Here is a 26,372-nt window from a genome sequence, read left to right as displayed (position 1 = left end):
ACAGGGAAGAGGGGGGACCTGTATGCATGGTGGCCTCAAGGGGTTCATCACCGCGAGCCGCCAGACAGGTCGGACTGGGACATCAGCTCGCACGGGCGTCCTGGGAAGCCCAGAGGGACCTTATCCCGGGCATGCCCGGGGGACAAGCGCCACCCCATGGGCAGTCCTCCCCATGGCCTGCCGCCGCGGCTTTCCGTAGGCTCGACCGGAGTCCCCGCTCGGGGGTATGCGCGACGGACGGAGTATTGCTCGATGGCCATGTTCCTCGGCGCGGACACGGACATGCTGCGCGATGTGTCGATGCTGTACGCCCGGCGGGCGGAGCTCCTCCAGGACCTCGGGTTCCGCGTGCACGTGCTCGTGGAGACCACGACGTGGACGGGCGAGGACGCGGAGTCGTTCCGCACGGAATGGTCCTTCCGCGTCCGGCCGCGCCTCGCCGATGCCGCTCTGCTGGTCCGCCGCCGCGGCCTCGAGCTGGCCGCGCAGGCCGGGGCGCAGGACGGCGTCTCCGCCCCTGAGGCTTCGGGGCCGATGCCGATCGCCGTCCCGGGACCGACGGTCCCGACGCCCCTCGGCCGGTTCGAGACCCTGCCGGCCCCCGTCGTCCCGCTCCCCACCTGGCTCCCGCCGATGCCGGATCCGCCCGTGTGCCCGCCCTACCGCCCCCTCACGCCGGAGGTCGTGGGCGACATCGGCTGGGACGACCACCGGCTCATCCGCTGCGAGATCGTCCCGGGAACCCGCGCCTCGGCGGAGCTGGGCGCCGCGTGAGCCACGGCGAGTAGCCTGGTCGGGTACGTCCGCCCGGAGCCTGTCCGGGCGCGTCTCGAGCACAGGAGTCCCCGATGTCCGCACAGCCCGTCCTCGTCCTCGTCCCGGGTGTCACCGGCGCCTCCGCGGACGGAGCCCCCTTCGCCCGGGCCGACGAGGCCGCGGCGCAGCTGACCGTCATCGACCTGGGCGTGACCCGCGGCGACGGGATCTTCGAGACCGTGGGCGTTTTCGACGGAGCCCCTCAGAACCTGGGACCCCACCTGCGCCGTCTCGCCCGCAGCGCGGAGATGCTGGAGCTGCCCGCCCCGGACCTGGGCATCCTCGAGGAGGCCTTCGCCCTCGCGGTCGCGGAGCACGAGGACGTGCCCGAGCTGTCGGTGCGGGTGGTCATGACCCGCGGCGACGAGGGCACGGGAGTCCCCACCGCCTGGATCCATGCGCGAGAGTCCGCGGACTGGTCCCGCGAGCGGGCCGGCATCCGCGTCTCGGCGCTCAGCCGCGGCCTGCCCTCGACCGTCGTCGCCGACTCGCCGTGGCTCCTGGCCGGGGCGAAGACCCTCAGCTACGCCGGGAACATGTCCGCGGTCCGGGAGGCGAAGCGCCGCGGTGACGACGACGTCCTGTTCGTCTCCACCGACGGCTACGCCCTCGAGGGCCCCACCTCGACGCTGCTGGTCCGCCTGGGCGAGACCTTCGTGACCACCCCGCTCAGCGCCGGAGTCCTGCAGGGGACCTGCGTCGCCTCCGTCTTCGAGATGCTCGCCGCCGCCGGCCGCACCACCGGCGAGAAGCTCCTCACCCCGGCCGAGGTCCTCGCCTCCGACGGCGCGTGGCTCCTGTCCAGCACGCGTCTGGTCGCTCCCATCACGCATCTGGACGGACAGGAGCTGCCGGTGGATGCGGAGCTCACCGCCCGCCTGCTCGCGCACCTGCGCGGAGCCTGATGGGGAAGAAATGTGCGGATTCCCCGTCCGGGCGGCCGCGGGGGCGGTGACGCCCTGCCCGGGCGCTAGATTCGGGGCATGACCTCCCTCTCCGTCCCCTCCGCTGCTGCCTGGCGGTCGGCGGCGATGATCTGCGCAGGGGTCATGATGGTCCTCGCGGTCGTGGTCATGGCGGCCGCAGGGCACCATGCCTCCGCCCTCGGCGCGGACCCCGGGTGGGTGCTGTTCCCGGAGGAGGAGCGCGTCGACATCTGGGCCGATGCGCGCGAGCACTACCGCCGGGTCGTCCGCTTCGGACTGGTGGCCTGGGCGGGGGCATGGACGGCGATCGCGGTCGTCCTCTTCGCAGGTCCGGCCGCGCCGCATCCTCCGCCTGGGCCCTCGAGCGGGCGGGGCGGGCACGCGACCGTCCCATGGCTGCTGGGGCCGCTGCTGGTCCTCGCGGTCGTGGTGAGCGGGGCGCTGCTGGGCAGCTCGATCCCCGCCCTCGTCGCCGGCTGCACCGCAGGGGTCTCGCTCTCCGCCCTCGCCTCCTGGCTGTGGATGCGGTCCGAGACCCCGCGCCGCGGTCTCGCCTGGGTCCTCGCCGGGCTGGGCGTGCTGATCGGAACGGTGGGTGGTGTGCTCCTGGGCGCGGCCCTCCTCGGGGCCTGGATCATCCTCGGCGCCCCGGGCATCGGCGTCCTCGGCGCCGGCGTGCTGCTCCTGATCGCCATGACGCCGGCGCTCGGCATCGGCGCCCTCCTGGCTCGCGGGATCCTGCGCGCGTTCGTGGCCGATCCCGAGGCCTCTGCGGCCCCGGCGGCACCGGGTGCCTGCCGCACCGGGCTGCTGCTGGCCGCGCCGGTCGTCCTCGCCCTGGTCCTCGCGTCGGTCGCCCTCTCGCGTCCGGTGCCGGCACCGCCCGCGGATGCCGAGGCCCCGCTCGCCCGGACCTGGGTCGACCTGCCCGTCAGCGGGCCGGACCCGGCGGAGGAGGAGAGCGTGGACCCGAGGCAGGCGGACCCCGTCCCGGTGCCCGCGGACGTGCCCGTCTGCACCGCGGATCAGCTGCGGCTGCGCGCCGGGGACTGGGACCTGGGCGGGGCCCGGTCGACGGCGACCCTCGAGGCCCGCAACATCTCGACGCGGACCTGCGCGCTGCGCGGCCGCCCCGAGCTGCAGCTGCGCCAGGGCGGGGGCGACATCGACCTGCGGATCGTCCCCTCGGCCGGGCAGGAGGGCGAGGACCCGGACGGCCTCGGCGCGGTCCTGCCCGCGGGCGGGGTCGCCGTGTCCCCGCTGGAATGGTCCGGCGGCGGCGAGGCCGCCGACCGGGAGACCGGGCAGCGTCTCGCCGTCCGGCTTCCGCAGTCGGGAGGGAGCATCGTCCCCGTGCCCGTCGTGATCCTCGCGTACCCGCTGGTGGAGGAGTCCTTCGCGGGCATGCCCGGTGCGCAGGCCGGGACGGGCGTCGACGCCGGCTGGGGCGATCCGCCGCCGGCTCCCGTCGACGTGAGGGACGGGGAGCCCGGCGGTGCCGAGCTGGGGGCCGGGATCTGGGCGCTGATCAGCTGAGGCGCAGGCCCCTGGGGCGACGGTAGCCTGGATCGGTCCGCGCCGCCGCGGCATCTGGCCGCGGCCCGTTCCCGAGGAGCTCAGCACCCATGCCCAGCACACCCGTTCTCCGCTTCCATGACGGCCGCTCCATCCCGCAGCTCGGTTTCGGGGTCTGGCAGGTCGCGCCCGAGCAGACGGCTGATGTCGTCTCCCGCGCCCTCGAGGCCGGCTACCGGCACATCGACACCGCCCGCGGCTACAACAACGAGCACGGCGTGGGCCGTGCCCTCGCGGCCTCCGGTCTGGATCGCGATGAGGTCTTCGTGACCAGCAAGGTCCCCAACCAGGACCAGGGGCGCGAGGCGACCCTCGCCTCCTTCGACGCGACCATGGCGGACCTGGGCCTCGAGGAGCTGGACCTCTACCTCATCCACTGGCCCGCCCCGGAGCGCGGCCTCGCCCTGGAGACCTGGCGGACCCTCGTGGAGCTGCAGGCCGCCGGCCGGATCCGCTCGATCGGCGTCTCCAACTTCCGCATCGAGGACCTCGAGATGCTCGAGCGGGAGACCGGCGTCCTTCCCGTCCTCAACCAGATCGAGCTGCACCCGTACTTCGGGCAGGCCGAGCTGCGCGCCTTCCATGCGGATATGGGCATCCGCACGGAGTCCTGGTCCCCTCTGGGGCAGGGCGGCGGTGAGCTGGAGGATCCGGTCATCACGCGGATCGCGGAGTCCCACGGCGCCTCCGCCGCGCAGGTCGTCCTCGCCTGGAACCTGGCCCTGGGCAACATCGTCATCCCCAAGTCGGTGACCCCCGAGCGCATCGTCGCGAACCTCGCGAGCCGCGAGCTGAGCCTCAGCGCGCAGGAGGTCGAGGCGATCACCGCCCTCGACAAGGGGCCCGAGGGCCGCCGCGGCGGGAACCCTGCCGGCTTCAGCGGGCATCAGGGCCGTTGAGCGGGCCGGGCCCGCGCTCCCCGCGCGTCGGGGTGAAGGCGCTGATCCTGCGGGATGACGCGATCCTCCTGAACCGCTCGCAGATCCGGCAGGCCGACGGGACGGTGCAGGACGTCTACGACCTCCCCGGCGGCGGTCAGGAGTTCGGGGAGACCCAGGAGCAGGCGCTCGTGCGCGAATGCCGCGAGGAGATCGGCGCGGAGATCCGGGTGCACGGCGCGGCCCTCGTCTTCGAGCTGCAACGGCGTGGCACCGATCGGGGTGAGGTCGAGTTCCAGCAGGTCAACGTCGCCTTCTGGGCGGAGCTTCGGGAGGGCGAGGTGCCGGGGCTCGGCCCCGAGCCCGATCACGCGCAGCTCGGCACGGCCTGGCTCCCGATCGCCCGGCTCGACCGCTACGTCGTGTACCCGCCGGCGGTCGCCGCCTGGCTGCGGGCGGATCCGGGCTCCCGGCCGTTCGGCCTCGGCATGCTGGAGATCCCGCCGGTCGGCTGACCGGAGCGCTGACGAGCGGCGCCCCGTCCGCATCTGCGGACGGGGCGCCGCTCGCGTGCGCTCGGTCCCCGCCTCCCGGCCGGGGTCTGCACATCGGTGCGTGTGCACGGGGAAGTGCTTGCGCGGGTGGGGTGGGCGGGGCAAGATGGGCGACGCAAGTACACAGGTGTGCTTCAAGATCGTCACATCTGTGACAATAGAAGGAAGCATCGGCCGGCCCGGCCCGTCGGACCAGCGACGGGACCGGTGCATGGGAGCCGGGCTCGGCCGCGAACGGGGAACCCTCGCGACCGCCGCGGCTCACGACCCCGCCCAGACCTGCGCGCCTCCGGGCGCGCCTCGTGGATCGAAGGAGATTCACCATGACCAGCTTCGCCCCGCTCGGGGCCGGCCCGCAGGACCTCGCAGGAGGCCTGATCCTCGCCGATCCCGCAGCCCCCGCCGTCGGCGCGGACAACCCGGTGATGAAGGCGATCACCTGGGTCGCCGAGCACTTCATCGGCCTGTTCCAGGCCGCCGCCGAGAGCTTCATGGGCCTCTTCACCGGCGTCCTGCCGCTGCTGATCGTCCTGCTCACCGCGATGTACGCGGTCACGACCTGGATCGGCGAGGACCGCGTCACACGCGCCGTCCAGTGGTCCGGGAAGTTCGCCCTGACCCGCTACACGATCATGCCGATCCTCGCGGTCATCATGCTCACCAACCCGATGGCCTACACCTTCGGCCGCTTCCTGCCCGAGCGCTACAAGCCCGCCTTCTACGACTCCGCGGTCTCCTTCGTCCACCCGGTGACGAGCTTCTTCCCGCACGCCAACGCGGGCGAGATCTTCGTGTGGACGGGAGTGTCCGCAGGCGTGCTCGCCATCAACCCTGGGGCCTACACCAAGCTCGCCGTCATGTACTTCCTGGTCGGCATCGTCGTGATCCTGATCCGCGGCGTCGTCACGCAGTGGATCACCTCCGTGATGATCCGACGCAACCCCGAGCATCGGGCGACCTTCGCGACGTTCGACGAGGACTACGCCGCAGGCGCCATCCAGGGCGGTGCCCGATGAGCGCGCGCAGCGTCCGCGTCCGGCACGGCCGCGGCGGCTGGGGGCCGGGCCTCGTCCTGACCCCCACCGAGGAGAAGACCGTCGTCCTGTCCGTGACCAGCGGCGGGATCCATCCCGTCGCCGCGCGGATCGCCGAGCTCACCGGTGCCGAGGCCGTCGACGGCTTCACCCACCACGTCGAGGACGCGAAGGTCCTGTGCGCCGTCATCAACTGCGGCGGCACCGCCCGCATCGGCGTCTATCCCAAGAAGCGCATCCCCACCGTCGACGTGTACCCGGGAGAGCCCTCCGGGCCGCTCGCCCAGTTCATCACCGAGGACATCTTCGTCTCCGCCGTGGGCGTGGGCGATGTGGAGCTCGTGGACGGAGCGGGCGACCCGGCGCCGGCCGCTGCCGCCCCCGTCGACCCGAAGAGCCTGCCCACCAAGCAGGAGCGGATCGAGGCGACCGGCGCGGCCATGGCCGCGGGCGGCATGGGCGGCTTCACGAAGATCGTCGTCGGCTTCGGCGGCGGGATCGGCTACGTCATCAACACGCTGCTGTCCTCCGGACGCCAGGCGATCCAGCTGTGCCTGCAGACGATCATCCCGTTCATGGCCTACGTGTCGCTGCTGATCGGCATCGTCACCTACACCGGCATCTCGGAGGCGATCGCCCAGGGCGTCACCCCGCTCGTGCAGAACCCGCTGGGCCTCGTGCTCCTGGGCATCATCACCGCGATCCCGATCCTGTCCCCGATCCTCGGGCCGGGCGCCGCGATCGCGCAGGTCGTCGGCGTGCTCATGGGCACCCAGATCGGGGCCGGGAACCTGCCCGTGCAGTACGCGCTGCCGACCCTGTTCGCGATCAACGGCCAGGTGGGCTGCGACTTCATCCCCGTGGGCCTGTCGCTCGGGGAGGCGAAGCCGGAGACGGTCGCGGTCGGCGTGCCCGCCGTGCTCTTCTCCCGCCTGATCACCTCGCCGATAGCCGTGGTCATCGCCTACCTCGCCGGCTTCCTCGTCAACTGACCCGCCCGACCCTCCGAAAGGCCCTCCCATGGCACAGGACCTCTACACCTCCACCGTCACCGGCATCGGCGCCGATGCCCCCAGCATGTTCGAGGCCGGCGTGATCATCCTCTTCGGCGAGCCGGTGCCGCCGGCGCTCGCCGAGGTCAGCGTCGTGCACACGCACGGCTCCTCTCTCGAGCGGGACATCGTCCCCGGCGACGTGATCGCGATCGGCGCAGCGGAGTACACGGTCGAGCGGATCGGCGAGCAGGCGAGCGCGAACATGCGCGAGCTGGGCCACGTCGTCCTGTACGTCGACGCGGGGGAGCAGAAGCTCCTGCCCGGCGCCGTCCACGTCTCCGGCCCCGCACCGGATCCGCAGACGGGCTCCCGCGTCGTCGTGCGCGGAGGCTGACCGATGGACCAGCTCGGCTTCGTCATCATCCTGATCGCCGCGATCGTCCTGTCCTTCGCGTTCAGCTATCTGCAGCACCGCGCCTACTCGCGGACCGTCCGCGAGATGGCGATCGCCCATGACCGCCCCGGCGTGGTCGTCGTCTCCGGTCGCGGCAAGGGCTTCCTGCGCGGCTGCGTGGTCATCCTCGCCGTCGACGCGACCACCCGGAAGGTCCTCGAGGCCCGCACCATGCAGGGCTCCACCGTCCTCGCCCGGTTCCGCCGGGCTCCGGGCCTCGAGGGCTCCCTGAAGACCATCGAGTCCCGTTCCACCAGCCGCTGGATGACCGAGGCCCTCCAGCAGGCCGCCGTCCAGTTCCGTGCGACCGCCCGCAGCACGGCCGCCCATCGCTCGCGCCGCGTCGCGACCTCCTAGAGAAGGACCACATCATGAGCTACACCCAGAAGCTGATCGCCCGTGAGGCGCAGCTCGGCCGTCCCGTCCGGGTCGGCGTCGTCGGTGCCGGGCAGATGGGATCGGGCCTGGTCGCCCAGGTCCATCGGGCCCGGGGCATGGAGGTCGCGGCCGTCGCGGACATCGCGGTCGACCGCGCCGAGCAGGCGCTCGCGAACGCGGGCCGCACCGATGTCGTGCGCGCCGGCAGCATCGAGGAGGCCGCCCGCGTGATCGAGGCCGGGCAGGCCGCGGTCCTCGACGACGGGCTGCGCCTGGCGGAGCTGCCGCTGGACATCGTCGTGGAGGTCTCCGGCATCCCCGACGTCGCCGCGCAGGTCGCCCTGTCCTGCGTGCTCGCCGGGCGCGACGTCGCCCTCATGACCGTGGAGGCCGATGTCACCGTGGGCCTGCTGCTGGCCCGGATCGCCGCGGCCGGAGACGCCGTGTACACGGTGTGCCGCGGCGACGAGCCCGTCGAATGCGTCAAGCTCGTCGAGTACGCGGAGGACCTGGGCCTCGAGGTCGTCGTCGCCGGCAAGGGCAAGAACAACCCGATGCGCCCCACGGACGTCCCGGAGGACGTCGAGGAGGAGGCGAGGCGCAAGGGCATGAACCCGAAGATGCTCTGCTCCTTCACCGACGGCACCAAGACCCAGATCGAGATGGCGGCGCTCGCCAACGCGACGGGCTACGCGATCGAGGAGCCGGGCATGCACGGCGAGGCGGTCGACCTGGCCGACCTCGCGACGAAGCTGCGCCCGGCCTCCGAGGGCGGGATCATCCAGGGCGAGGGCCCCGTGGTCGAGTACGTGACCGGCGACGTCGCCCCCGGCGTCTTCGTGATCGCCCGCAGCGACAACGACGTCGTCACCGAGGAGCTGCACTACCTGCGCCTTCCCGGGGAGGGGAACTACTTCCAGATCTACCGGCCCTTCCACCTCGCCTCCATCGAGGCGCCGCTGTCGATCGGAGAGGCCGTCCTCGAGCGCCGCGCCTCCTTCGAGCCGACGGCCTGGAGCGCCGATGTGATCGCGTGCGCGAAGTCCGACCTCGTCGCCGGCACGGTCCTCGAGGGCATCGGCGGCCACCACGTCCACGGCACCGCCTACGACGCCGGCGCCGCCCGCGAGGCGGACCTCCTGCCGATCGCCCTCGCCGCGACCTCGACGCTGCTGCGCGACGTCCCGGCCGGGCAGGCCCTCACCTACGCCGACGTCGAGCTCGACGAGTCCCGGCCGCTGGTGGCGATGCGCCGCCTGCAGGACTCGATCCTCGCCGCGGGGGTGATCCGATGACCGCCCCGGCACCGGATCTGCTGACCGACCCGGACGAGGCGCTCGCAGCCCTCGCCACGATGTGGCGGATCCGCCTGTTCGAGGAGGCCGTCGAGGATCTCTACGGGCGCGGCATGATGCACGGCACCATGCACCTGTCCATCGGGGAGGAGGCGATCCCCACCGCGACCTGCCGGAACCTCGAGGACGGCGACCAGATCACCTCCACGCACCGCGGCCACGGGCACTGCATCGCCCGCGGGGCGGACCTCGGGAGGATGATGGCCGAGCTGCTTGCCAAGGACAACGGGTACTGCCGCGGCCGCGGCGGCTCCATGCACATCGCCGACGTCGCCACCGGCAACCTGGGCGCCAACGGGATCGTCGCCGGCGGCGTGCCGATCGCCGCCGGGGCGGGGCTGACCAACCAGCTCACCGGCAACGGGAAGGTCGCCGTGTGCTTCCACGGCGACGGCGCCGTGGGCGAGGGGGCCTGGCACGAGGCCCTGACGCTGGCCTCCATGTGGGACCTGCCGGTCGTGTTCGTCTGCGAGAACAACCAGTACGGCATGTCCATGTCCTCGAAGCTGGCCTTCAAGGTCGAGAACCTCTCCGACAAGGCCGCCGGCTACGGGATCCCCGGCGTGACCGTCGACGGCAACGACCTCGTCGCCGTGCAGCAGGCCACGGCGGAGGCCATCGACCGCGCCCGCTCCGGGGGCGGCCCCAGCTTCGTCGAGGCCCTCACCTACCGCTGGCGGGGACATTCGAAGTCGGACAAGAACCGCTACCGCTCCAAGGAGGAGATCGCCGAGTGGAAGGAGAAGGACCCCATCGCGGCCTTCGCCTTCCGGATCCTCGAGCAGGGCCTCGTGACCCAGGAGCAGCTGGATGGGGCGCAGACCGAGGCGCGCACCGCGATCCGCGAGGCCGTCGTCTTCGGCACGAAGGGCGAGGACCCCGATCCCGCGGCGATGCTCGACGCCGTGTACGCGCCCTCCGCCGTGGACGCGACCGACACCCGACTGCAGGAGGCGACCCGATGACCCGGGAGATGACGTACTCGGAGGCGATCCGCGAGGCCATGGCCCAGGCCATGACGCAGGACGAGCGGGTCTTCCTGATGGGCGAGGACGTGGGCCTGTACGGCGGCGCCTTCGGCGTGGAGAACGACCTCATCGACCGCTTCGGCGCCGCGCGCGTGCGCGACACGACCATCTCGGAGCTCGGGATCGTCGGGATGGGCGTCGGGGCGGCGATCACGGGCATGCGCCCCATCGTCGAGATCCAGTTCTCCGACTTCACGGCGCAGGCGATGGACCAGATCGCCAACCAGGCGGCGAAGCTGCACTTCATGGTGGGCGGGCAGGCGAGCGTCCCGCTCGTGATCCGGGCCCCCGGCGGCTCCGGCACCGGCGCCGCCGCCCAGCACTCCCAGTCCCTCGAGGCCTGGTTCACCTGCATCCCCGGGCTGAAGGTCGTCATGCCCTCGAACGCGACCGACGCGGCGGAGCTGCTGCTGGCGGCGCTCGAGGACCCCAACCCCGTGATCGTCCTCGAGCACAAGCTGCTGTACAAGCAGACCTTCGAGGTGCCCGACAGCTTCGGCGTCGGCGTCCTCGGGAAGGGCCGGATCGAGCGCGAGGGCAGCGACCTCACCATCGTCGCGACCGGTGTCGAGGTCTCCCGCGCCCTGGAGGCGGCCGAGCAGCTCGCCGCCGAGGGCATCAGCGCCGAGGTCATCGACCCCCGCACCCTGAAGCCCCTGGACCTGCCGCTGATCACGTCGTCCGTGACGAAGACGGGACGGGCGCTGCTGGTCCAGGAATCGGTCCGCTTCGGCGGCTTCATGGGCGAGATCTCCGCGAGCATCGTCGAGTCCGAGGCCTTCGGGCACCTGCAGGCGCCCGTGAAGCGGCTGTGCGGGCTCGACATCCCCATCCCGTACAACCCGGATCTCGAGAAGGCCGCGGTCCCGCAGGTCGCGGACATCGTCCGCGAGGCGACCGCCCTCGTGAAGGAGTGGTGAGCATGGCCGACATCCCGCTGACCATGCCGAAGATGTCCATGACCATGGAGGAGGGCACCCTCACCGAGTGGCAGGTCGCCGAGGGTGACGTGATCGCCAAGGGCGACGTGGTCGCCGTCGTCATGACCGACAAGGTCGACATGGAGGTCGAGTCCCCCGCCGCCGGCACCGTCTCGCAGCTGCTGTGCGCCGAGGGCGACGTCGTCCCCGTCGGCGGGCACATCGCGATCATCGCGAGCGAGGAGGAGGACCTGCTCGGAGACCTGTTCTCCGGGGACGGGGACGAGGGAGAAGCGGAGACGCAGGCGGGCGAGGAGCCGCCGGCCGCTCCCGTCCCTGCCCCCGCCCCGCTCGATCCCGACGGCGCGTTCCCGCCCGCCGTTCCCCTGGCCCGGAAGCTCGCCCGCGACCACGGCCTGGACCTGCGGGCGATCACCGCGACCGGCCCTCACGGCACCGTCCGGGTCAAGGACGTGAAGCAGGCGATCGCGGCGGCGGAGACGACCGGCGCCGTTCCCGCGGCCCCCGCTCCCTCGGCGCCCGCCGCGGCCCCGGCCGCTCCTCTCGTCGAGGCCGCCCCCGAGGAGCTCCTGGGCAGCGCTCGCGAGCGCCGCACCCGGCAGCTGACCGCGCAGGCCATGGCCGCGACCCCGCTGATCCCGCAGTTCACCGCCTACCGGCGGATGGACCTGTCGACCGCGGCCCGCGCCCGCACCGGCGTGCTGAAGGGCATCAGCTGGACCACCCTCATCCTGCGCGCCTACGCGATGCTGCTGCGCGGCAGCGAGCAGCTCAACGGGTCCTGGGCCGGGACCGGCGTGAAGCGCAACCCCGGCGTGGACGTGGTCCTCGCTGTCGACACGCCGAACGGGCTGCTCGTGCCCGTGCTGCGCGACCCCGACCAGCTGCCCGTGCGCGAGCTGGACGCGCAGATCCGCGCGATCTCCGCCTCCGCGAAGGAGGGGAAGGTCGACCCGTCCCTGTTCGGACCGGCGACCGGGACCCTCTCGAATCTCGGCGGGATGGGGGTCGATCGCTTCAACTCGCTGCTGACGCCTCCGCAGGCGACGGCGCTCAGCGTGGGTACGGTAGGGCACGCGCCCCATATCGAGCCCGACGGGACGCTCATCGCGCGCATGGAATGCGAGCTGGGTCTGACCATCGACCATCGGGTGGCCGATGGCGCGGACGCCGCCCGCGCCCTCCAGGTGATCCAGGACCTGCTGGAGGATCCGCTGCGCCTGAGCCTATGAGGGGCCGGAGAGGAGTCCCGTGATTCCGCTGATCGGCATCGGCAGCCCCACCCTGGCGCTGGAGATCGAGCTGCTGGGCATGACGTTCCTGCTGTGCTCCCTGATCGGGGTCGAGCGTCAGTTCCAGCGCAAGTACGCCGGGTATCGCACCCACGTCCTCGTGGGCCTCGGCTCCTGCGCGTTCACGATGGTCTCCGGGTACGGCTTCGCGGCCGTGCTCGGGACCGACGTGACCCTCGACCCCTCCCGCATCGCCGCCCAGATCGTCTCCGGCATCGGCTTCCTCGGCGCCGGCGTGATCTTCAAGGGCCGCAGCACCGTGCGCGGGCTGACCACGGCCGCGACCATCTGGGTCGCCGCCGCGATCGGCATGGCCTGCGGGGCCGGGATGCTGTCCCTCGGGATCATCCTGACCCTCCTGCACCTGGTCACCCTGTGGGTCGTGGCCCCGCTCGTGCGGCGGATCCCCGACCGGGACCGGCGCCGCACCCTGCGCCTCACCTACGTCGACGGCAAGGGCGTGCTGCGCTCCGTGCTCGGCGCCGCCACCGACATGGGCTGCACCGTCGGCATCATCCGCACCCGCCGCACCGCCAAGAAGGGGGAGGAGGCCCTCGTGCATCTCGACGCGAAGTTCTTCGGCAAGCCTCCCATCCACGACCTCGTCACCGAGCTCACCGAGGTCGACGGCGTCCGCCGTGTCCAGGTCCTCGCCCAGGGCGAGGACGCGGACGACGACTGAGCCCGCCCGTCCCACCACATCAGGAGTTCCCATGACCACCAAGAAGGTCCTCATCATCTGCGGCACCGGCGTCGCGACCTCGACCGTCGTCGCCGCGAAGGTCCGCGACCACCTCGCCGCGGCCGGCATCGCCGCCGATGTCGTCCAGGGCAAGGTCATGGACCTCCTGGGCGGCGCGCCCGAGGCCGACCTCATCGTCGCGACCACGGAGATCCCCGCCGCGGTCGAGATCCCCGTGGTGCGGGCGCTGCCGCTGCTGACCGGCGTCGGCCAGGACGCGGTGCTCGCCGACATCGCCGCGCGGCTGTCCTGAGGGGCCGGCGATGCAGGGAATCCTCGGCCCGATCTCGGGCTATCTCAGCGACCTGGGCCCCAGCGTGGTCCTGCCGGTCCTCATCACGATCTTCGGCCTGATCCTGGGGCTGCGGCTGGGGAAGTCGTTCCGCGCCGGGGTCACGATCGGCATCGGCTTCATCGGCATCAACCTCGTCATCGGTCTGCTGGGCGGGCAGGTCGCGCCGGCGGCGACCGCGATGGCGCAGGGGCTGGGCGTGAACCTCGACATCGTCGACGTGGGCTGGCCGTCCTCGGCCGCGATCGCCTTCGGCTCCTCGATCGGCGCGATGATCATCCCGCTGGGCCTCGTCGTCAACGTCGTCCTCCTGGTCACCGGCCTCACCCGGACCTTCGACATCGACCTGTGGAACTACTGGCACAGCGCCCTGATCGGCGCCCTGGTCGGCGCCATGACCGGGAGCTATCTCCTGGGCCTGCTCAGCGCCGCCGTGCACCTGGCCCTGATCCTCGCCCTCGGGGATCTCACGGCCCCGATCGTCCAGAAGTACTTCCAGCTGCCGGAGATCTCCTTCCCCCACGGGACCTCCGCGCCCTACGGCCTGCTCGCGATCCCCATGAACTGGATGTTCGACCGGATCCCGGGCCTGAACCGGGTCGATGCGACGCCGGAGGCGATCCAGCGGCGCTTCGGGCTGTTCGGGGAGTCGCTCATGATGGGCCTCGTGCTGGGCCTGCTGATCGGGGTGTTCGGCTACGGCTTCGACGACCCGGCAGAGGATGCGAAGGCCATCCTGACCCTCGCGATCTCCCTGGCTGCGGCGATGTTCCTGCTGCCGCGCATGGTCGCGATCCTCATGGAGGGGCTCATGCCGATCTCGGAGGCGGCTCGCGGCTTCGTGCAGAAGCGCTTCCCGGGCCGCACGTTCTACATCGGGCTCGACTCCGCGGTCGCCGTGGGCCAGCCCTCCGTGATCGCGACGTCCCTGCTGCTGGTGCCCGTCACCCTGCTGATCGCGGTCGCCCTCGCCCCGGCGGGGAACCGGGTGCTGCCGCTCGTGGACCTGGCGACGATCCCGTTCATCGTCGCGGTCATGGTGCCGATCTTCCGGGGGAACATCGTGCGCAGCGTGATCGGCGGCGGCCTGCTGATCGGGGCGGGCCTGTTCATCGCGACCTGGATCGCGCCCACGTTCACGAAGGTCGCCGTCGCCTCCGGCTTCGCGCTCGAGGACGGGCAGGCCACGATCTCCTCGCTCGTGGACGGCGCGAACCCGCTGACCGGCGTGTTCTATGCGGCCGCCCGCCTGGGGACGCCCGGCGTGCTCGTCGTCGCGGCGGTGTGCCTGGCGGCAGTCCTCGCGGTGCGGCAGGTGATGGCCCGCCGCGATCGGGCGGCGGCCGCTGCGGCCGAGGAGGGAGCGGGATGAGCGCGCCGCTGCGGCTCATCCCGGGCGCCGCGATCGCGGACCTCGGGGCGGCCGATGCCCCTGCGGTGCTCTCCGCCCTGTCCGCCCGGCTCCTCGCGGCGGGTGCGGTGACCGGCGGCTTCGAGGCGGCGGTCCTCGCCCGGGAGGAGACCTACCCGACGGGGCTGCCGACCGCGATTCCCGCCGCGATCCCGCATACCGACCCCGAGCACGTCCTGCGTCCAGGGCTCGCGGTCGCGACCCTGCGCGAGGCCGTCGCCTTCGGCGAGATGGGCTCCGCGGACCGGAGCGTCGCGGTGCGTCTGGTGGTCATGCTGGTCCTCGCCGATGCGCACAGCCAGCTCGAGGCGCTGCAGGGCGTGATCGGCCACCTGCAGGACGCGAGCGGTGTCGAGGAGGTCCTCGCCGCCGCGGACGATGCCGAGCTCGCGCGCCGCGTCACCGCCTGGCTGGAGGGCTGAGGGCTCACACCCGTGCCAGGACCTCCCGCGCCAGCTCCGCGTCGAGCACGACGGTGTCCACGACGCCGCTGCGCAGCACGCCGGTGACGCCGGGGGCCTTCTCGATCCCGGCGGCGACGCCGAGCACCTCGGGGATGCCCAGCAGCTCCTCGAAGGTCACGGCCAGCACCCGCTCGGAGGACGGCGACCCGAGCGGCCGCCCGGCGGCATCGACGAAGCGGGCGCACACGTCCCCGACCGGCTCCTGCGCGGCGAAGGCGGAGGCCTCGTCCTCGTCGAGGTTCATCTGCTGCACGATGTGCGGGGAGGAGTAGAAGCCCGTGGAGCCGATGCCGACGATCGCGAGCTCCACCTGCGCGGCGGCCTCGAGGATCGCCCCGATGCTCGACTCCGAGCGCAGGCTCCGCACGGTCGTCGCGGACTCGAGGACCGCCGGGGCGTACAGGGTCTCCGGTCTCGCCCCCAGCCGGGAGGCGAGCACGCGCAGCACGGATTCCCCCGAATCGAGCTGGTCCATCGCGCTGTGCCCGCCGACCAGGGGCAGCACCCGGGGCGGCGGTCGCAGGTGCAGCGACTCGAGGTGCGCGACGATGCTCTGGACCGTCTGCCCCCAGGACAGGCCGATGCTGCGCATCTGCGGCGCCCGGTCGGTGATCAGGGCGGCGCTCTCGCGGGCGACAGCCTCGATGCCCGGCATGCGCGGGGCGGAGACGACGTGCGCCTCCCGCACCGAGAACGCGGCTCGCAGTGCCGCCTCGAGGGCGGAGTCGCGGCGCGGCGGGCCCTCCGGGTCGTGGATCGTGATCTCGACGATGCCTCGGTCCCGTGCCTGCGTGAGGATGCGCGACACGTTGGAGCGGGACAGGTTCAGCTCCTGCGCGACCTCGGTCTGGGAGCGGCCCTGCTCGTAGTACAGGCGGGCGGCCCGCACGATCAGCGCGGTGTCGCGGGGAGCTGGCATGGGGCCTCCTCAGGTGCTCCTCCCAGCGTACGCACTCGGGGCGCGGCGGGGGTCAGCCCAGGGCGGACGCCGGGGCGATCTCGATCTCCTCCTGGCCCCGCTGCAGCGCCTGCTGGAGGGGCAGCACATGGGAGGAGCCGATGACCAGGAGAACCCGGCCACCCGGATGGGCGCCGATGACACCGCGCAGGTGCGCGGCGATGTGCAGGTTCCGGGCGCGCCACGCGCCGAGATGGGCGGCAGCCGGGATCTCGTGGCCGGGGAGGTCCCGCCAGGTCCCGGACTCGAGAGCGTCGAGCCTCCGCTGCGTGCCGGGCTCGTTCATCCACGACCACAGCGGCCAGAGGTCGCCCGCGGCGAGCGCTGCGGTGCGGCGCGCGGCGATCTCGGCGCTCACTCCGGAGGCTTCGGCAGCGGGCGCGGCAGCGGCGAACATGTCCGGCAGGGCGGCGGGGTCGACGCGGGCGAAGGCCTGGCTCTGGACGTGCTGGTCGATCTGGTGCAGCCGGTCGAGCCCGCATCGCGACGCGGCGGAGCCTGCCACGCGCCAGGCCTCGGATCCGCGGTCGCGGAGCGCCTCGAGCGCGCCGACGACGGCTGCGGGGAGGCCGGGGACGGCGCGGGGATCGCCCTGGCAGAGCAGCAGCGCCGTGTACGGCTCGCGGGCGGCGCACCAGGCGAAGATCCGATCGGCGAGGGGGCGCTGCAGATCCGCTCCGATCTGCTGCAGCCCCCACCAGGTCGGTGCGAGGCTGGCGGCAGGGCCTGTCGTGACTGCGGCGCAGCGCTCGATCGGGTCCTGGGTCGTGAACGGCGCGCCCAGGCCGTGGTGAGCGGTGCCGACAGGCCCGGCCTGCACCTCGATGCACAGCGCGTCGGGGCGCCAGCGGGCGATCCTTTCGATGACGGGGTCGAGCGCCCGATCCGGTTCGCGGTCCGAGCCGGTGCGCAGGTGCACGGCGCCGAGGATCAGGAGCGTGGTCCGCTGGCTCATGGGGCCATGCTCCCATGCGGTGTCCGGGCCAGCTTCCTACACTGGCGCCATGGCTGAGGAGAACGAGTCCGTGACCATCCCGCCGACCCGTCCGCTGGAATGGCGGCCGCTCGCCGATGCCCTCGGCCTGGTGCCGGGTCCGGTGGCCGATGCCGTCCGTGCCGGCCACGTCCCCGGGGCGCGCGTCGCCCCGGTCGAGGACGAGCTCGCCGACACCGCCGAGTTCTGCGCCGCCTACGGGGTCGCCCCGGAGCTCACCGCGAACTGCGTGCTGGTCCGGGGACGTGGCGGAGGCCGGGACATCCATGCGGCGGTGCTGGTGCTCGCGAGCGACCGGGCGGATGTGAACCGCGCGGTGAAGAAGCATCTGGGGGCCAGCAGGCTGTCCTTCGCCCGCACGGAGGAGGCGGAGGAGCTGACGGGGATGACGACCGGCGGGATCACGCCCATCGGCCTACCGGCGGGTTGGCCGATCCTGCTGGACACCGCGGTCGCGGCCCTTTCCGATGTGCTGATCGGCGGGGGAGGACGCACCGCGAAGATCCTCGTTCCCGGCAGGGATCTCGCAGCTCTGCCCGGGGCGGAGGTCCTCGCTCTGGCGCTGTGACGGGTCAGAAGGGCGGGTCGCCGTAGGAGTCGAAGGCGGCGGTGTTCGGCGGCGGGGATGCCGTCGGCCTGGGGTCCAGGGCGTCGGCGAGCCGCGCGTCGCCCGACCGCGCCAGGTGCTCGGTGCCCCCGCGGCATGCCTCCTCGACCTCCAGGGGCGGAGGCGGCGGGGGCGGGGCCTGCGGGACGGGTCGGGGCCGCCTGCCAAAGTGGTGGCAGGTGCTGTCGCACAGCTCGTGAGGATGGTCGCGGAAGTGCTCCTCGAGCATGTTCAGGGACAGCGCCCCGATCAGGTCGGTGTCGTCCTGCATGGTGACGTAGGCCAGAGGGTCCGCCGCGGTGCCGATCCGCCAGCGGGTGATCCCCGGACGGTGGGTGCCGTCCGCGGTGGTGCCCGGGCCGTGCAGCCGCACCGGGTCGAGCCGGCCGGCCGTCTTCTCCTGGTGGTGGAAGCGGCACAGCAGGTGGAGGTTCTCGATGTCGGTGCGCCCGCCGTCGAGGAACTCCTCGATGTGGTCGCATTCGGCGGCGTCGGTGACGCGGCGGTCGCAGCCGGGGACGGCGCAGCGCGGTCCCCGCAGACGGAGGTGCTCGAGCATGCCGGCGCTGGGCCTGTAGGTCTGCGCGGGCAGGGGGAGGAAGGCGCCGCTGCACGGGTCGGTCAGCACCCGGTACCAGGTGGACTCCCCGCCGGCGAGGCGGCGGGCGAGGTCTGCGGGGACGGGCATGCCGCCGTCCAGCAGCCCGGGCGCGTCCGCCTCTCCGAGGAGGGTGAGGGCCGGGACGGTCACGGTGATCCGGAAGCGATCCGTGGGAACGGGAGCCTGCTGCGGGTCGAGCTCCGCGCGCGAGAGCAGGAGGTAGCGGAGGGTGGACAGCCGCATGGGCTTCCCGGTCCGGGCGACCTCGCCGTCGAGGTCCCAGGGGATCGGCATGCCCTCCGCGAGGGCCGTGCGCTGGGCGTCGCGGACGGCCCGGGCGGTCACGTCCAGGCGACGGGAGGCCTGCACCAGCTCCGGGGCGGGGCCCACGAGCTGCAGGAGTGCGAGCCCGCCCGGCAGCGGGGACAGGGTCACGGAGCGCTCGACCGGGGTCGCGTCCCGGGTGCCGTCGTCCGTCTCGAGGTCCTCGAGCCAGTGCACGAGCGAGGACAGCCAGGAGCTGAACGTGTCTGCGCTCATGTGCAGATCCCAGCCGGAGACGACCTGGTCGAGCGCCTGGCGCGAGAGCGAGGACAGGCCGCGCGTGCGGTGGAGGATCTGCATCAGCCACGGCGCGGGGAAGACGCCCTCCTCCAGCAGCGCGAAGCAGGCGGGGAGATCGTGGACGGCCCGATGCGCGTCCCGGATCAGGCGCTCGGCCTTGCGCAGCGTGACCCGCAGTGCGACCGCGGCCGCGATCGCATGGGCGTCGCGGTCGGGGGACCCGTCCGGGGCCTCGGCATCCCCGGCCCACAGCTTCGCCAGGGCATGCAGGGTGCGGGACGCGGCGATCCCCTCCGCGGCGGAGGCGTCCCAGATGTCCTGCACGTCCGCGCTGAGCACGGGGTCGGTCGAGACGCCGGCGATCTCCGGCAGCACGTCGCGGGTCACCGCCGAGCGCGTGCGCGCCTGACGGATCCGCTCCGGGACGCGCCGAGCGAGGTCCGCGGCCTGCGCGCCGTGCACAGCGGCCGTGGATCCGTCCCGCTCTCCGCCCGATGGTGCTCCGGGGGACGGGATCATCAGCTGGGTCATCGAAGCACCTCCTCGTCGGCGGGCCTTCGCTGGCGTGCCATCATCCCCTTATCCTATCGACCCGACCGACAGGCGAACGCGATCCCTCCCCGGTTTGTGGACAACCCGCGGCAAACCCGCAGACGCTATTCCTCCCCACCCCTGTGGCCAGCAGTCATGCATGCCGAACGCAGATCTTTTTCGCGCGGGCTTCGGTGATGCGTCCCCGGCAGTCATATCTATCCTGCAGGTGCTGATCCTCCCCAATGCGCGGTTGTCCACAATCGGTAGGCGGGGGTCGGGTATCTCATATGATGTGTCGATGGGAACTCTCGAGGAGGCATTTTTGGTTGTTCGATGTGAAAATTTCTCTCCTGACGTATCAGTCGTCGGAGAGCCGTCGCCGACCCCCGTCCGCCCATCCCCAGCACAGGCCCCGCGCACATCGTGCCTTCCCGGACCGCCGGGATCCGCCCGGCTGGTGATGACGTCTGCGCGCTCATGCGCGGGGACCGGAGGCAGGACGCAGACCTGATCCAGCTCACGGAGGCGGCGCTCTGCCTCGCCTCAGGGCTGACGTGCTGCTCGGCGAGATGGTCGACGTCGGGTGAGGTATCGGGCAGTGGAGGGAGCGCACCGCCATCCTCAGCTCCCGTCGTCGCCGAGCTCCTGCTCCAGCAGCACCGTGATGAACTGCGGGAACTCCTTGACGCCCACCTGCACGAAGCCCTGTGCGGCGTAGTACGGGAGCAGATGAGGGGCGCAGTCCAGACGCAGCATCGACAGCTCGCGGGCGGCTGCCTCCTTCGCGGCGAGTTCGAGCACCCGCCTGCCCAGGCCCCGGCCGGCGGCGGACACATCGACCATGAGCGCGTGCACGTACAGCGCGGGTCCGATGTCCGCACCCCAGAACTCCGGGTCCGCCTCGAGCAGTCGCGCGGCGGCGAGCAGGTCCTCACTCGGGCCGTGCAGGCGGAACCACTCGCCCCGTGCGACCTGTTCCGCGATCATCGTCGCAGCCAACGAGCCGATCTCCCACTGGTCGATACCCCGATCGCGCATCCAGCACTCGCGGCTCCGGCGCATCTCCGCGAGACGCGGAACGTCCCTCGCGTCGCAGCGCCGCAGAGTCGTGCTCACAGCGGCAGACGCACGTAGGTCGTCTCGAGATACTCGGCGAGACCCTCATGGGAGCCCTCGCGGCCCAGCCCGGACTCCTTGATCCCGCCGAAGGGGGCCGCAGGGTCGGAGGCGACGCCCAGGTTCACGGCGACCATGCCCGCCTCGATGCGGCCTGCGACGTCCGTGACCTCGCGCAGGTCCTCGCCGATCACGTAGCTCATGAGCCCGAACTCGGTGTCGTTCGCGGCGGCGACCATGGCGTCCACGTCGTCCATGACGATCACCGGCGCGACCGGGCCGAAGATCTCCTCGCGGTTCACGCGCGCCTCGCGCGGCACATCGGCTAGGACGGTCGGCGCGTAGAAGAAGCCCTCCCTCGCCAGCCGATGCCCGCCGGTGAGGATCCGGGCCCCGCGGGAGACGGCATCTGCCACGAGCTCCTCGACCTTCGCGATCCCCGCCTCGTCGATGAGCGGGCCGATGGTGCTCTCCTGCTCGATGCCGGGGCCGGGCACGAGCGCCTCCGTCCTCGCCGCGAGCCGGCGTGTGAACTCGTCGGCGAGGGACGCATGGACGTAGAAGCGGTTCGCGGCGGTGCACGCCTCGCCGTTGTTGCGGAACTTCGCGGGCATCGCCGCCTCGACGGCGACGTCGACGTCCGCCGAGGGCAGGACGAGGAAGGGCGCGTTCCCGCCCAGCTCCATCGAGGTGCGCAGCACATGCTCGGCCGCCTGGGCGAGCAGGGTCCGGCCCACCGGGGTGGAGCCGGTGAAGGAGACCTTGCGCAGGCGCGGATCGGCCATCAGGGTGCTCGAGAGGGTCCGGGAGTCGGAGGTGACCACGCAGGAGACGACGCCTGCCGGCACACCCGCATCGGCGAGGATCTGCAGGAGCAGCAGGCTCGTCAGCGGCGTCTTCTCCGCGGGCTTGAGCACCACGGTGCAGCCCGCGGCGAGGGCGGGGCCGATCTTCCGGGTGCCCATCGACAGCGGGAAGTTCCACGGGGTGATCGCGAGGACCGGTCCCACGGGACGGGCGCGGGTGAGGATCGCGTGCTCGGCCGCGGGGGCATGGCGGAAGCGGCCGGGCGCGCGCACCGCCTCCTCCGCGAACCAGCGCAGGAACTCCGCGCCGTAGGTCACCTCGCCGTACGCCTCCGCGAGGGGCTTGCCCATCTCGAGGGTCATCATGAGCGCGAGGTCGTCGGCCCGCTCGTGGCACAGCTCGAAGGCGCGGTGGAGGATCCGGGACCGCTCGCGGGGGAGGGTCGCCGCCCAGGATTCCTGGGCGGCGACCGCCGCGTCGAGAGCGCGCAGGCCGACGTCCGCGGGATCCGCATCCACCACCTGCACGAGCTCCCCGCCCGTGGCCGGGTCGATCACCCCCAGCGAGGGGACGCCGCCGATGAAGGCGCCGTCGAGGAAGGAGCTGCGCGGTGCGCGGGAGAGGAGATCCTCGATCCTCTCCGGGGTGATCTGCGGGAACGGTGCCATGGGTCTCTCCTCAGTCGAACATGATCACCTGGCGGATCGCCTCGCCGTCGGCCAGCTGGTCCATCGCGGAGCACACGTCCTCCAGACGGATCCTCCGGCTGATCAGCTCGTCGACGGGCAGCTTGCCCTCCAGGTACAGCTGGGCGTAGGCGGGGATGTCGCGGCGGGGGACCGCCGAGCCCAGGTAGCAGCCGATCACGGACTGCGCCTTCGCCGTGATCGGCAGCGGCGGGATCGTGACGGTCGCGTCCGAGGCGGGAAGCCCCACCGTGACCATGGTGCCCCCGAAGCCGATCGCTCCGAAAGCCGTCTCGAAGGCCCGGGGATGCCCCGCCGCCTCGATCACCCGGTCCGCGGTGACGCCCTGCGCGGCGACCTCCTGCGGGGTGAGGGCCCGGTCCGCGCCCAGCTCCCTCGCCCTCGCGAGCTTCGCCGGGAGCGCGTCCACGGCGATCACCTCCCGCACGTCCTGCGAGATCGCGGTGATGAGCGCCGCCATGCCCACGCCGCCGAGGCCCACGACCATGATCGAGTCCTCGGGCCCGGGGCGGGCGACGTTCAGGACGGCGCCGCCGCCGGTGAGGACCGCGCAGCCCAGCACCGCGGCGATGTCCGGCGGCACCGCATCGGGGACGACGACCGCGCTCGCCGCGTCGACGACCACGTGGTCGGCGAACCCGGAGACGCCCAGATGGTGGTGGACGAGCTGCCCGTCGCGGTGCAGGCGGCGCCCGCCGTGCAGAAGGGTGCCCTCGGTGTTCGCGGCCGATCCTGCCGAGCAGGGCAGGCGCCCGTCGGTCGCGCACTCGCGGCAGGACCCGCAGCGCGGCAGGAAGCTCATGACCACGCGGTCGCCGACCGCGATCTCCTCGACCTCGGCCCCGACCTCCACGACGCGGCCCGCGGACTCGTGGCCCAGCAGCATCGGCAGCGGGCGGGGCCGGTTGCCGTCGACGACGGACAGATCCGAGTGGCACACCCCCGCCGCCTCGATCCGCACGAGGATCTCGGTGGGGCCGGGCGGGTCCAGCTCGAGCTCGCAGATGGCGAGGGGACGGGACTCGGCGTAGGGCCGGGGCAGGCCCATCTGCTCGAGGACGGCGCCGCGGATCCTCATCGGGCACCTCCTGCCGCGGGCCTCGTCGTCTCCGAGGTCCCGAACGTCGCCTTCGCGACCGCGGGGACCAGGGCATCGCCCGAGCGCAGCGGGCGTCCCTCGAACACGCCCTCGTGGGCGAGGACGGGGCGACGGTCCCCGGCGAGCTCGGGATGCTTCTCCTCGAGCTTCTCGCGCCGGGTCATCTCGCGATGCCAGCCGCGCACCACGTCCGGGTGCCCGCCGGAGATGCCGCGCCAGGTGGTCGGCATCTCCTCGCGGGATCGGCCGGCGCTCGCCGCGCCCAGCTGCCGGACCGCGGCGGGGACGCGGCTCGTGCCCGCCCCGCACGGGCAGTCGGGGTTGTCGGCGAACATCGAGGGCAGCCCTGCTTCGAAGCGGTGGCCCGCCGTGCAGCGCAGATCGTAGAGGATCATGTCCGTTCCTCCCGCCCTCAGGAGTAGAAGCCGTGGGGCGCGAGGGTGAGGCCTCGTCGCTGCTCGGCATCGTGTCCGAAGATCATCTCCGCGCCGGTCTCCTGCTGGATGCGGCGCAGCTTGTCGACGGACTCGAGCCAGCCCACGGAGTCCCAGACGATGCCGGCGCCGATCGCAGGCGGGCCCCAGCTCGCCCCGAGGTACACGGCGTCGGAGGTGAAGATCTTGGTGCCGTCCTCGGGCAGGTCCACGCGCAGGCTCATGGTGCCCCAGGTGTGGCCGGGGGTGGAGATGACGCTGACTCCTGGGACGATCTCGGCATCGCCGTGGACGGCCTCGAGCGGGAGACCGGAGAAGTCGCTGACCAGATGGGCCCCGGCGAACTCGCCCTCGATCGTCTTCACGCCCTCGATCTCGTCGGCCTGGGCGAGGATGCGCGTCTTCCCGTTCTCGAACATCTTCGCGTTCGCGGCGTGGTCGAAGTGCAGGTGCGACAGGACGAGGATGTCGATGTCCTCGGGGGTCAGCTCGAGATCCGCCAGAGCGGTGTCGAGATAGCCGGGACCGGCGGGATCCTCCTGGACGGGGAAGAAGTCCTGGAAGCCGGTGGGCGCCCAGCGCGACTCCCAGTCGCGCGGGACCCCGGTGTCCCACAGGATGCGGGCCTCCGGGGTCTCGACGAGCACCGCATGGGTGGGGCACTCGCCCCAGGCGGCGGGCTTGTCCCGGTGATGGCGGTCGGTGATCGTGTTCCCGGCCTGCAGCAGGAGCCAGGTGTGATCGCATTCCATGACGCCGGTGGAGAGGATGTGCAGCTTCATCGCGGGATCGCTCATCGTCGGTCCTTTCCTCGCGGGCGTCGCCGTCGACGCCTCCTGGGCCCGAGGCTATGCCGCCGCCCACCCCCTGACCATGTGCGCAGATACCATCCTCACCATGGATCGATGGAGATTTCCCCACGTCCCGCCGGGCGGTGCGTCTGCCGCCGCTGACCCTGCGGACGTCGCCGACCTCCGTCGCCGCGCCGCGCTGCTCGAGGTCACGACCGACATCGCCTCCCAGACCACCGCCCGCAGGGACCTCGGCGAGGTGCTCGCCGCGATCGTGCGCCGCACCCGCGAGCTCACCGGCGCGGACATGGCCTACATCGCGCTCAACACGCAGGAGGAGACCTTCATCCGCTACAGCGACGGGGTGCGCACCGAGGCCTACCGGACCATCCGGATGCCGCTCGGCTCCGGCGTGCTGGGCAAGGCCGCGACCGGCCGCGCCACGGTCCTCACGAGCGACTACCTCCTGGACGGGACGATCTCGCATCTGCACGACATCGACGAGATCGTGCGCGAAGAAGGCGTCCGCGCGATCCTCGGCGTCCCCATGACCCTGCACGGCGTCGTGCACGGGGCGCTGCTCGTCGCCGACCGGAGCCCGCGCCGCTACACGGCGGAGATGGTCGACACCGTGAGCATCCTCGCCCGCCACACGAGCGCCGCGCTCGCCGGAGCGCGCCGGCTCGAGGAGGTCACCGCGGCCCTCGCACGCCTGCACGAGGACCGCGATGCGGACCTCGAGCGGATCCTCGACCTCCAGGAGGTCCTCGAGATCGATGCCCGTCTGCTCGAGTCGATCACAGCCCATGCGGAGGTGAGCGCCTACGCGCAGGCGGCATCGGAGCTGATCGGCCTGCCCCTGTCGGTCCTCGACGCGCAGGGCGCCGTGCTCGCCCGGGTCGGCGCCGATGGCCGGGGCGCCTCCGCGACGACACCGCTTCCGGACCACCGGCTCGAGCGGACGATCCGCCGGGCACGCGCGACCGGGATGCCCGTGGCCGAGGACGGGCGGACCGTCGCCTGCGCCCTCGGCGGCGAGGAGCATCTGGGCACGCTCGTGATCCACGATGCCCTTCCCGCGCCGCTGCTGCCGCGCCTCCAGCGGGTCACCGTGTTCCTGGGGATCCTGCTGCTGCTCCTGCGGGTGAGGACCGATGACCAGCATCGACGGGAGCGGGCCCTGCTCGACGTGGTGATCGGCGGCGGTCCCGTCCCCGCCGAGCTGCGTCCGGCGCTCGCGATCCTCGACGTGCCCGGCACCGGGGTGCGGGTCCTCGCCGTCGAGGCGCACCCCGGGCCCGCGGAGGCGACCTCCGCCGCGGCGCCCGATATCGGCGGCCTCGCCCTCGCGGCGCTGCGCAGCGCCACCGAACCCCACCGGGCCGTCGTCGCCCCGCACGGTGCCCACGCCTGCGCCCTCGTCCAGGACGCCGCCGCCGAGACCGTCGCGCAGGAGGTCCTCGCCCAGGCCGCGGAGCGGGACGTCGACGTCACCATCGGCATCTCCGGAGTCTGCACCGACCTCGCAGCCGTGCCCTCCGCGCACCGGGACGCCGACCGGGCGCTCGCCTCCCTCGCCGCCCTCGGCCTGCGCGGCAGGGCCGCGCACGGCGAGGACCTGGGTGCGGTCGGACTGCTGCTCGAGGCCCTGCGCGCGGACCCGCACGCCCCCTCGCCGCTGGACGCCCTGGCCCCGCTCGTGGACCACGACGCGGCCCGCTCCGGGGAGCTGACGCGCACGGCATGGGTCTTCGCGGAATCGGGCCAGAACGTCGGTCGCACCGCGGAGCAGCTGTTCCTCCATCCCAACACCGTGCGTCAGCGTCTCGAACGGATCGGGAGGGTCCTCGGCCCCGACTGGCGGGACCCGGCCCGCTTCCTGGACCTGCACCTGGCGCTGCGGGCCTGGGCGATCGGCGGGGGCGCCGGCCCCGCGCCCCGGCGGCCCTGATCCCCGCCCGCCGCGATCCGGGGTGGGCACAGGCCTCCGGGCGAGGCAGGATGGAGGGACCGAGGACACCTGAC

27 protein-coding genes are annotated in these 26,372 nt (G+C 72.7%); 19 read left to right on the top strand and 8 right to left on the bottom strand.

Features of this window, described 5'->3' with window-relative positions:
• Positions 1–252: 252 nt before the first annotated feature.
• The 17 genes from ACFFF6_RS00645 (at position 253) to ACFFF6_RS00565 (ending at position 15,093) form a co-directional block, all read left to right on the top strand.
• The gene (locus ACFFF6_RS00645; protein WP_376977261.1) at positions 253–774 is read left to right on the top strand and encodes a hypothetical protein; all 522 of its coding nucleotides are present in this window, start codon (positions 253–255) and stop codon (positions 772–774) included.
• A 74-nt stretch (positions 775–848) separates the two neighbouring features.
• On the top strand, positions 849–1,721 hold the full coding sequence (locus ACFFF6_RS00640) for an aminotransferase class IV (RefSeq protein ID WP_376977259.1): 873 nt from the start codon (positions 849–851) through the stop codon (positions 1,719–1,721).
• A gap of 78 nt (positions 1,722–1,799) precedes the next feature.
• On the top strand, positions 1,800–3,278 hold the full coding sequence (locus tag ACFFF6_RS00635; RefSeq protein ID WP_376977258.1) for a DUF4232 domain-containing protein: 1,479 nt from the start codon (positions 1,800–1,802) through the stop codon (positions 3,276–3,278).
• A gap of 89 nt (positions 3,279–3,367) precedes the next feature.
• A complete protein-coding gene (locus ACFFF6_RS00630) occupies positions 3,368–4,216 on the top strand; it encodes an aldo/keto reductase (RefSeq protein WP_376977256.1) in 849 nt (282 codons plus the stop codon).
• A 32-nt stretch (positions 4,217–4,248) separates the two neighbouring features.
• The gene (locus ACFFF6_RS00625; protein ID WP_376977254.1) at positions 4,249–4,710 is read left to right on the top strand and encodes an NUDIX domain-containing protein; all 462 of its coding nucleotides are present in this window, start codon (positions 4,249–4,251) and stop codon (positions 4,708–4,710) included.
• A gap of 362 nt (positions 4,711–5,072) precedes the next feature.
• On the top strand, positions 5,073–5,765 hold the full coding sequence (gene srlA / locus ACFFF6_RS00620) for a PTS glucitol/sorbitol transporter subunit IIC (RefSeq protein WP_376977252.1): 693 nt from the start codon (positions 5,073–5,075) through the stop codon (positions 5,763–5,765).
• Positions 5,762–6,775, top strand: a complete 1,014-nt coding sequence (gene srlE / locus ACFFF6_RS00615; RefSeq protein WP_376977250.1) for a PTS glucitol/sorbitol transporter subunit IIB — start codon at positions 5,762–5,764, stop codon at positions 6,773–6,775. Before srlA ends, srlE begins: the two co-directional genes overlap by 4 nt.
• Before the next feature lie 28 nt (positions 6,776–6,803).
• On the top strand, positions 6,804–7,172 hold the full coding sequence (locus tag ACFFF6_RS00610; protein ID WP_376977249.1) for a PTS glucitol/sorbitol transporter subunit IIA: 369 nt from the start codon (positions 6,804–6,806) through the stop codon (positions 7,170–7,172).
• A gap of 3 nt (positions 7,173–7,175) precedes the next feature.
• Positions 7,176–7,589 carry a transcriptional regulator GutM gene (locus tag ACFFF6_RS00605; protein WP_376977247.1) on the top strand — a complete coding sequence of 138 codons (414 nt, stop codon included), beginning with the start codon at positions 7,176–7,178 and terminating at the stop codon, positions 7,587–7,589.
• Between the two features lie 14 nt (positions 7,590–7,603).
• A complete protein-coding gene (locus ACFFF6_RS00600) occupies positions 7,604–8,905 on the top strand; it encodes an NAD(P)H-dependent oxidoreductase (protein ID WP_376977245.1) in 1,302 nt (433 codons plus the stop codon).
• On the top strand, positions 8,902–9,930 hold the full coding sequence (locus ACFFF6_RS00595) for a thiamine pyrophosphate-dependent dehydrogenase E1 component subunit alpha (RefSeq protein WP_376977244.1): 1,029 nt from the start codon (positions 8,902–8,904) through the stop codon (positions 9,928–9,930). The genes ACFFF6_RS00600 and ACFFF6_RS00595 overlap by 4 nt, the downstream gene beginning before the upstream one ends.
• The gene (locus ACFFF6_RS00590; protein WP_376977242.1) at positions 9,927–10,913 is read left to right on the top strand and encodes an alpha-ketoacid dehydrogenase subunit beta; all 987 of its coding nucleotides are present in this window, start codon (positions 9,927–9,929) and stop codon (positions 10,911–10,913) included. The genes ACFFF6_RS00595 and ACFFF6_RS00590 overlap by 4 nt, the downstream gene beginning before the upstream one ends.
• A gap of 2 nt (positions 10,914–10,915) precedes the next feature.
• Positions 10,916–12,166: a dihydrolipoamide acetyltransferase family protein gene (locus ACFFF6_RS00585; protein WP_376977240.1), complete on the top strand. Its 1,251-nt coding sequence runs from the start codon at positions 10,916–10,918 to the stop codon at positions 12,164–12,166.
• 19 nt (positions 12,167–12,185) lie between these two features.
• Complete coding sequence (locus tag ACFFF6_RS00580; RefSeq protein WP_376977238.1) at positions 12,186–12,908, top strand: MgtC/SapB family protein; 723 nt, start codon at positions 12,186–12,188, stop codon at positions 12,906–12,908.
• 31 nt (positions 12,909–12,939) lie between these two features.
• Positions 12,940–13,221, top strand: coding sequence for a PTS sugar transporter subunit IIB (locus tag ACFFF6_RS00575; RefSeq protein WP_376977236.1), 282 nt, complete (start codon positions 12,940–12,942; stop codon positions 13,219–13,221).
• Positions 13,222–13,231: 10 nt separating this feature from the next.
• The gene (locus ACFFF6_RS00570) at positions 13,232–14,632 is read left to right on the top strand and encodes a PTS galactitol transporter subunit IIC (protein ID WP_376977235.1); all 1,401 of its coding nucleotides are present in this window, start codon (positions 13,232–13,234) and stop codon (positions 14,630–14,632) included.
• Entirely contained in the window at positions 14,629–15,093 is a 465-nt protein-coding gene (locus ACFFF6_RS00565) for a PTS sugar transporter subunit IIA (protein WP_376977233.1), read from the top strand. The genes ACFFF6_RS00570 and ACFFF6_RS00565 overlap by 4 nt, the downstream gene beginning before the upstream one ends.
• Positions 15,094–15,097: 4 nt before the next feature.
• On the opposite strand, the gene ACFFF6_RS00560 is transcribed toward ACFFF6_RS00565, so the two are convergent.
• Together ACFFF6_RS00560 and ACFFF6_RS00555 are read right to left on the bottom strand one after the other, a co-directional pair.
• Entirely contained in the window at positions 15,098–16,054 is a 957-nt protein-coding gene (locus ACFFF6_RS00560) for a sugar-binding transcriptional regulator (RefSeq protein ID WP_376977231.1), read from the bottom strand.
• Positions 16,055–16,106: 52 nt separating this feature from the next.
• Entirely contained in the window at positions 16,107–17,048 is a 942-nt protein-coding gene (locus ACFFF6_RS00555) for a DUF5694 domain-containing protein (RefSeq protein WP_376977230.1), read from the bottom strand.
• A gap of 49 nt (positions 17,049–17,097) precedes the next feature.
• On the opposite strand from ACFFF6_RS00555, the gene ACFFF6_RS00550 reads away from it, so the two are divergent.
• Positions 17,098–17,655: a YbaK/EbsC family protein gene (locus ACFFF6_RS00550; protein WP_376977228.1), complete on the top strand. Its 558-nt coding sequence runs from the start codon at positions 17,098–17,100 to the stop codon at positions 17,653–17,655.
• Between the two features lie 4 nt (positions 17,656–17,659).
• Here ACFFF6_RS00550 and ACFFF6_RS00545 read toward each other — a convergent pair whose 3' ends face one another.
• The 6 genes from ACFFF6_RS00545 to ACFFF6_RS00520 all read right to left on the bottom strand — a co-directional run bounded on the left by ACFFF6_RS00545 (position 17,660) and on the right by ACFFF6_RS00520 (position 24,353).
• Positions 17,660–19,390, bottom strand: a complete 1,731-nt coding sequence (locus ACFFF6_RS00545; protein ID WP_376977227.1) for an HNH endonuclease signature motif containing protein — start codon at positions 19,388–19,390, stop codon at positions 17,660–17,662.
• A 624-nt stretch (positions 19,391–20,014) separates the two neighbouring features.
• Positions 20,015–20,509: a GNAT family N-acetyltransferase gene (locus ACFFF6_RS00540; RefSeq protein WP_376977225.1), complete on the bottom strand. Its 495-nt coding sequence runs from the start codon at positions 20,507–20,509 to the stop codon at positions 20,015–20,017.
• On the bottom strand, positions 20,506–21,984 hold the full coding sequence (locus ACFFF6_RS00535; RefSeq protein WP_376977224.1) for an NAD-dependent succinate-semialdehyde dehydrogenase: 1,479 nt from the start codon (positions 21,982–21,984) through the stop codon (positions 20,506–20,508). Before ACFFF6_RS00535 ends, ACFFF6_RS00540 begins: the two co-directional genes overlap by 4 nt.
• 10 nt (positions 21,985–21,994) lie before the next feature.
• Positions 21,995–23,101, bottom strand: coding sequence for an alcohol dehydrogenase catalytic domain-containing protein (locus tag ACFFF6_RS00530; RefSeq protein WP_376977223.1), 1,107 nt, complete (start codon positions 23,099–23,101; stop codon positions 21,995–21,997).
• On the bottom strand, positions 23,098–23,517 hold the full coding sequence (locus ACFFF6_RS00525; protein WP_376977221.1) for a zinc ribbon domain-containing protein: 420 nt from the start codon (positions 23,515–23,517) through the stop codon (positions 23,098–23,100). The genes ACFFF6_RS00530 and ACFFF6_RS00525 overlap by 4 nt, the downstream gene beginning before the upstream one ends.
• Before the next feature lie 17 nt (positions 23,518–23,534).
• A complete protein-coding gene (locus ACFFF6_RS00520) occupies positions 23,535–24,353 on the bottom strand; it encodes an N-acyl homoserine lactonase family protein (protein ID WP_376977220.1) in 819 nt (272 codons plus the stop codon).
• On the opposite strand from ACFFF6_RS00520, the gene ACFFF6_RS00515 reads away from it, so the two are divergent.
• A complete protein-coding gene (locus tag ACFFF6_RS00515; protein WP_376977218.1) occupies positions 24,325–26,298 on the top strand; it encodes a helix-turn-helix domain-containing protein in 1,974 nt (657 codons plus the stop codon). The genes ACFFF6_RS00520 and ACFFF6_RS00515 overlap by 29 nt on opposite strands.
• The last annotated feature ends 74 nt before the right edge of the window (positions 26,299–26,372 follow it).

The organism is Brachybacterium hainanense, assembly GCF_042434575.1.
GTDB classification, from domain to species: Bacteria; Actinomycetota; Actinomycetes; order Actinomycetales; family Dermabacteraceae; genus Brachybacterium; species Brachybacterium hainanense.
Note: the sequence above shows the minus strand (reverse complement) of the source record. Positions and strands in the feature narration are given on the sequence as shown.

What these genes read in the sequence shown, in the direction of transcription:
- srlA (WP_376977252.1), top strand. Translation starts at nt 5,073, where the DNA reads ATGACCAGCTTCGCCCCGCTCGGGGCCGGCCCGCAGGACCTCGCAGGA.
- ACFFF6_RS00610 (WP_376977249.1), top strand. Translation starts at nt 6,804, where the DNA reads ATGGCACAGGACCTCTACACCTCCACCGTCACCGGCATCGGCGCCGAT.
- ACFFF6_RS00530 (WP_376977223.1), bottom strand. Translation starts at nt 23,101, where the DNA reads ATGAGGATCCGCGGCGCCGTCCTCGAGCAGATGGGCCTGCCCCGGCCC.
- ACFFF6_RS00535 (WP_376977224.1), bottom strand. Translation starts at nt 21,984, where the DNA reads ATGGCACCGTTCCCGCAGATCACCCCGGAGAGGATCGAGGATCTCCTC.
- srlE (WP_376977250.1), top strand. Translation starts at nt 5,762, where the DNA reads ATGAGCGCGCGCAGCGTCCGCGTCCGGCACGGCCGCGGCGGCTGGGGG.
- ACFFF6_RS00565 (WP_376977233.1), top strand. Translation starts at nt 14,629, where the DNA reads ATGAGCGCGCCGCTGCGGCTCATCCCGGGCGCCGCGATCGCGGACCTC.
- ACFFF6_RS00600 (WP_376977245.1), top strand. Translation starts at nt 7,604, where the DNA reads ATGAGCTACACCCAGAAGCTGATCGCCCGTGAGGCGCAGCTCGGCCGT.
- ACFFF6_RS00555 (WP_376977230.1), bottom strand. Translation starts at nt 17,048, where the DNA reads ATGAGCCAGCGGACCACGCTCCTGATCCTCGGCGCCGTGCACCTGCGC.
- ACFFF6_RS00635 (WP_376977258.1), top strand. Translation starts at nt 1,800, where the DNA reads ATGACCTCCCTCTCCGTCCCCTCCGCTGCTGCCTGGCGGTCGGCGGCG.
- ACFFF6_RS00545 (WP_376977227.1), bottom strand. Translation starts at nt 19,390, where the DNA reads ATGACCCAGCTGATGATCCCGTCCCCCGGAGCACCATCGGGCGGAGAG.
- ACFFF6_RS00645 (WP_376977261.1), top strand. Translation starts at nt 253, where the DNA reads ATGGCCATGTTCCTCGGCGCGGACACGGACATGCTGCGCGATGTGTCG.
- ACFFF6_RS00550 (WP_376977228.1), top strand. Translation starts at nt 17,098, where the DNA reads ATGGCTGAGGAGAACGAGTCCGTGACCATCCCGCCGACCCGTCCGCTG.
- ACFFF6_RS00640 (WP_376977259.1), top strand. Translation starts at nt 849, where the DNA reads ATGTCCGCACAGCCCGTCCTCGTCCTCGTCCCGGGTGTCACCGGCGCC.
- ACFFF6_RS00570 (WP_376977235.1), top strand. Translation starts at nt 13,232, where the DNA reads ATGCAGGGAATCCTCGGCCCGATCTCGGGCTATCTCAGCGACCTGGGC.
- ACFFF6_RS00590 (WP_376977242.1), top strand. Translation starts at nt 9,927, where the DNA reads ATGACCCGGGAGATGACGTACTCGGAGGCGATCCGCGAGGCCATGGCC.
- ACFFF6_RS00560 (WP_376977231.1), bottom strand. Translation starts at nt 16,054, where the DNA reads ATGCCAGCTCCCCGCGACACCGCGCTGATCGTGCGGGCCGCCCGCCTG.
- ACFFF6_RS00630 (WP_376977256.1), top strand. Translation starts at nt 3,368, where the DNA reads ATGCCCAGCACACCCGTTCTCCGCTTCCATGACGGCCGCTCCATCCCG.
- ACFFF6_RS00585 (WP_376977240.1), top strand. Translation starts at nt 10,916, where the DNA reads ATGGCCGACATCCCGCTGACCATGCCGAAGATGTCCATGACCATGGAG.
- ACFFF6_RS00515 (WP_376977218.1), top strand. Translation starts at nt 24,325, where the DNA reads ATGTGCAGCTTCATCGCGGGATCGCTCATCGTCGGTCCTTTCCTCGCG.
- ACFFF6_RS00525 (WP_376977221.1), bottom strand. Translation starts at nt 23,517, where the DNA reads ATGATCCTCTACGATCTGCGCTGCACGGCGGGCCACCGCTTCGAAGCA.
- ACFFF6_RS00605 (WP_376977247.1), top strand. Translation starts at nt 7,176, where the DNA reads ATGGACCAGCTCGGCTTCGTCATCATCCTGATCGCCGCGATCGTCCTG.
- ACFFF6_RS00520 (WP_376977220.1), bottom strand. Translation starts at nt 24,353, where the DNA reads ATGAGCGATCCCGCGATGAAGCTGCACATCCTCTCCACCGGCGTCATG.
- ACFFF6_RS00595 (WP_376977244.1), top strand. Translation starts at nt 8,902, where the DNA reads ATGACCGCCCCGGCACCGGATCTGCTGACCGACCCGGACGAGGCGCTC.
- ACFFF6_RS00575 (WP_376977236.1), top strand. Translation starts at nt 12,940, where the DNA reads ATGACCACCAAGAAGGTCCTCATCATCTGCGGCACCGGCGTCGCGACC.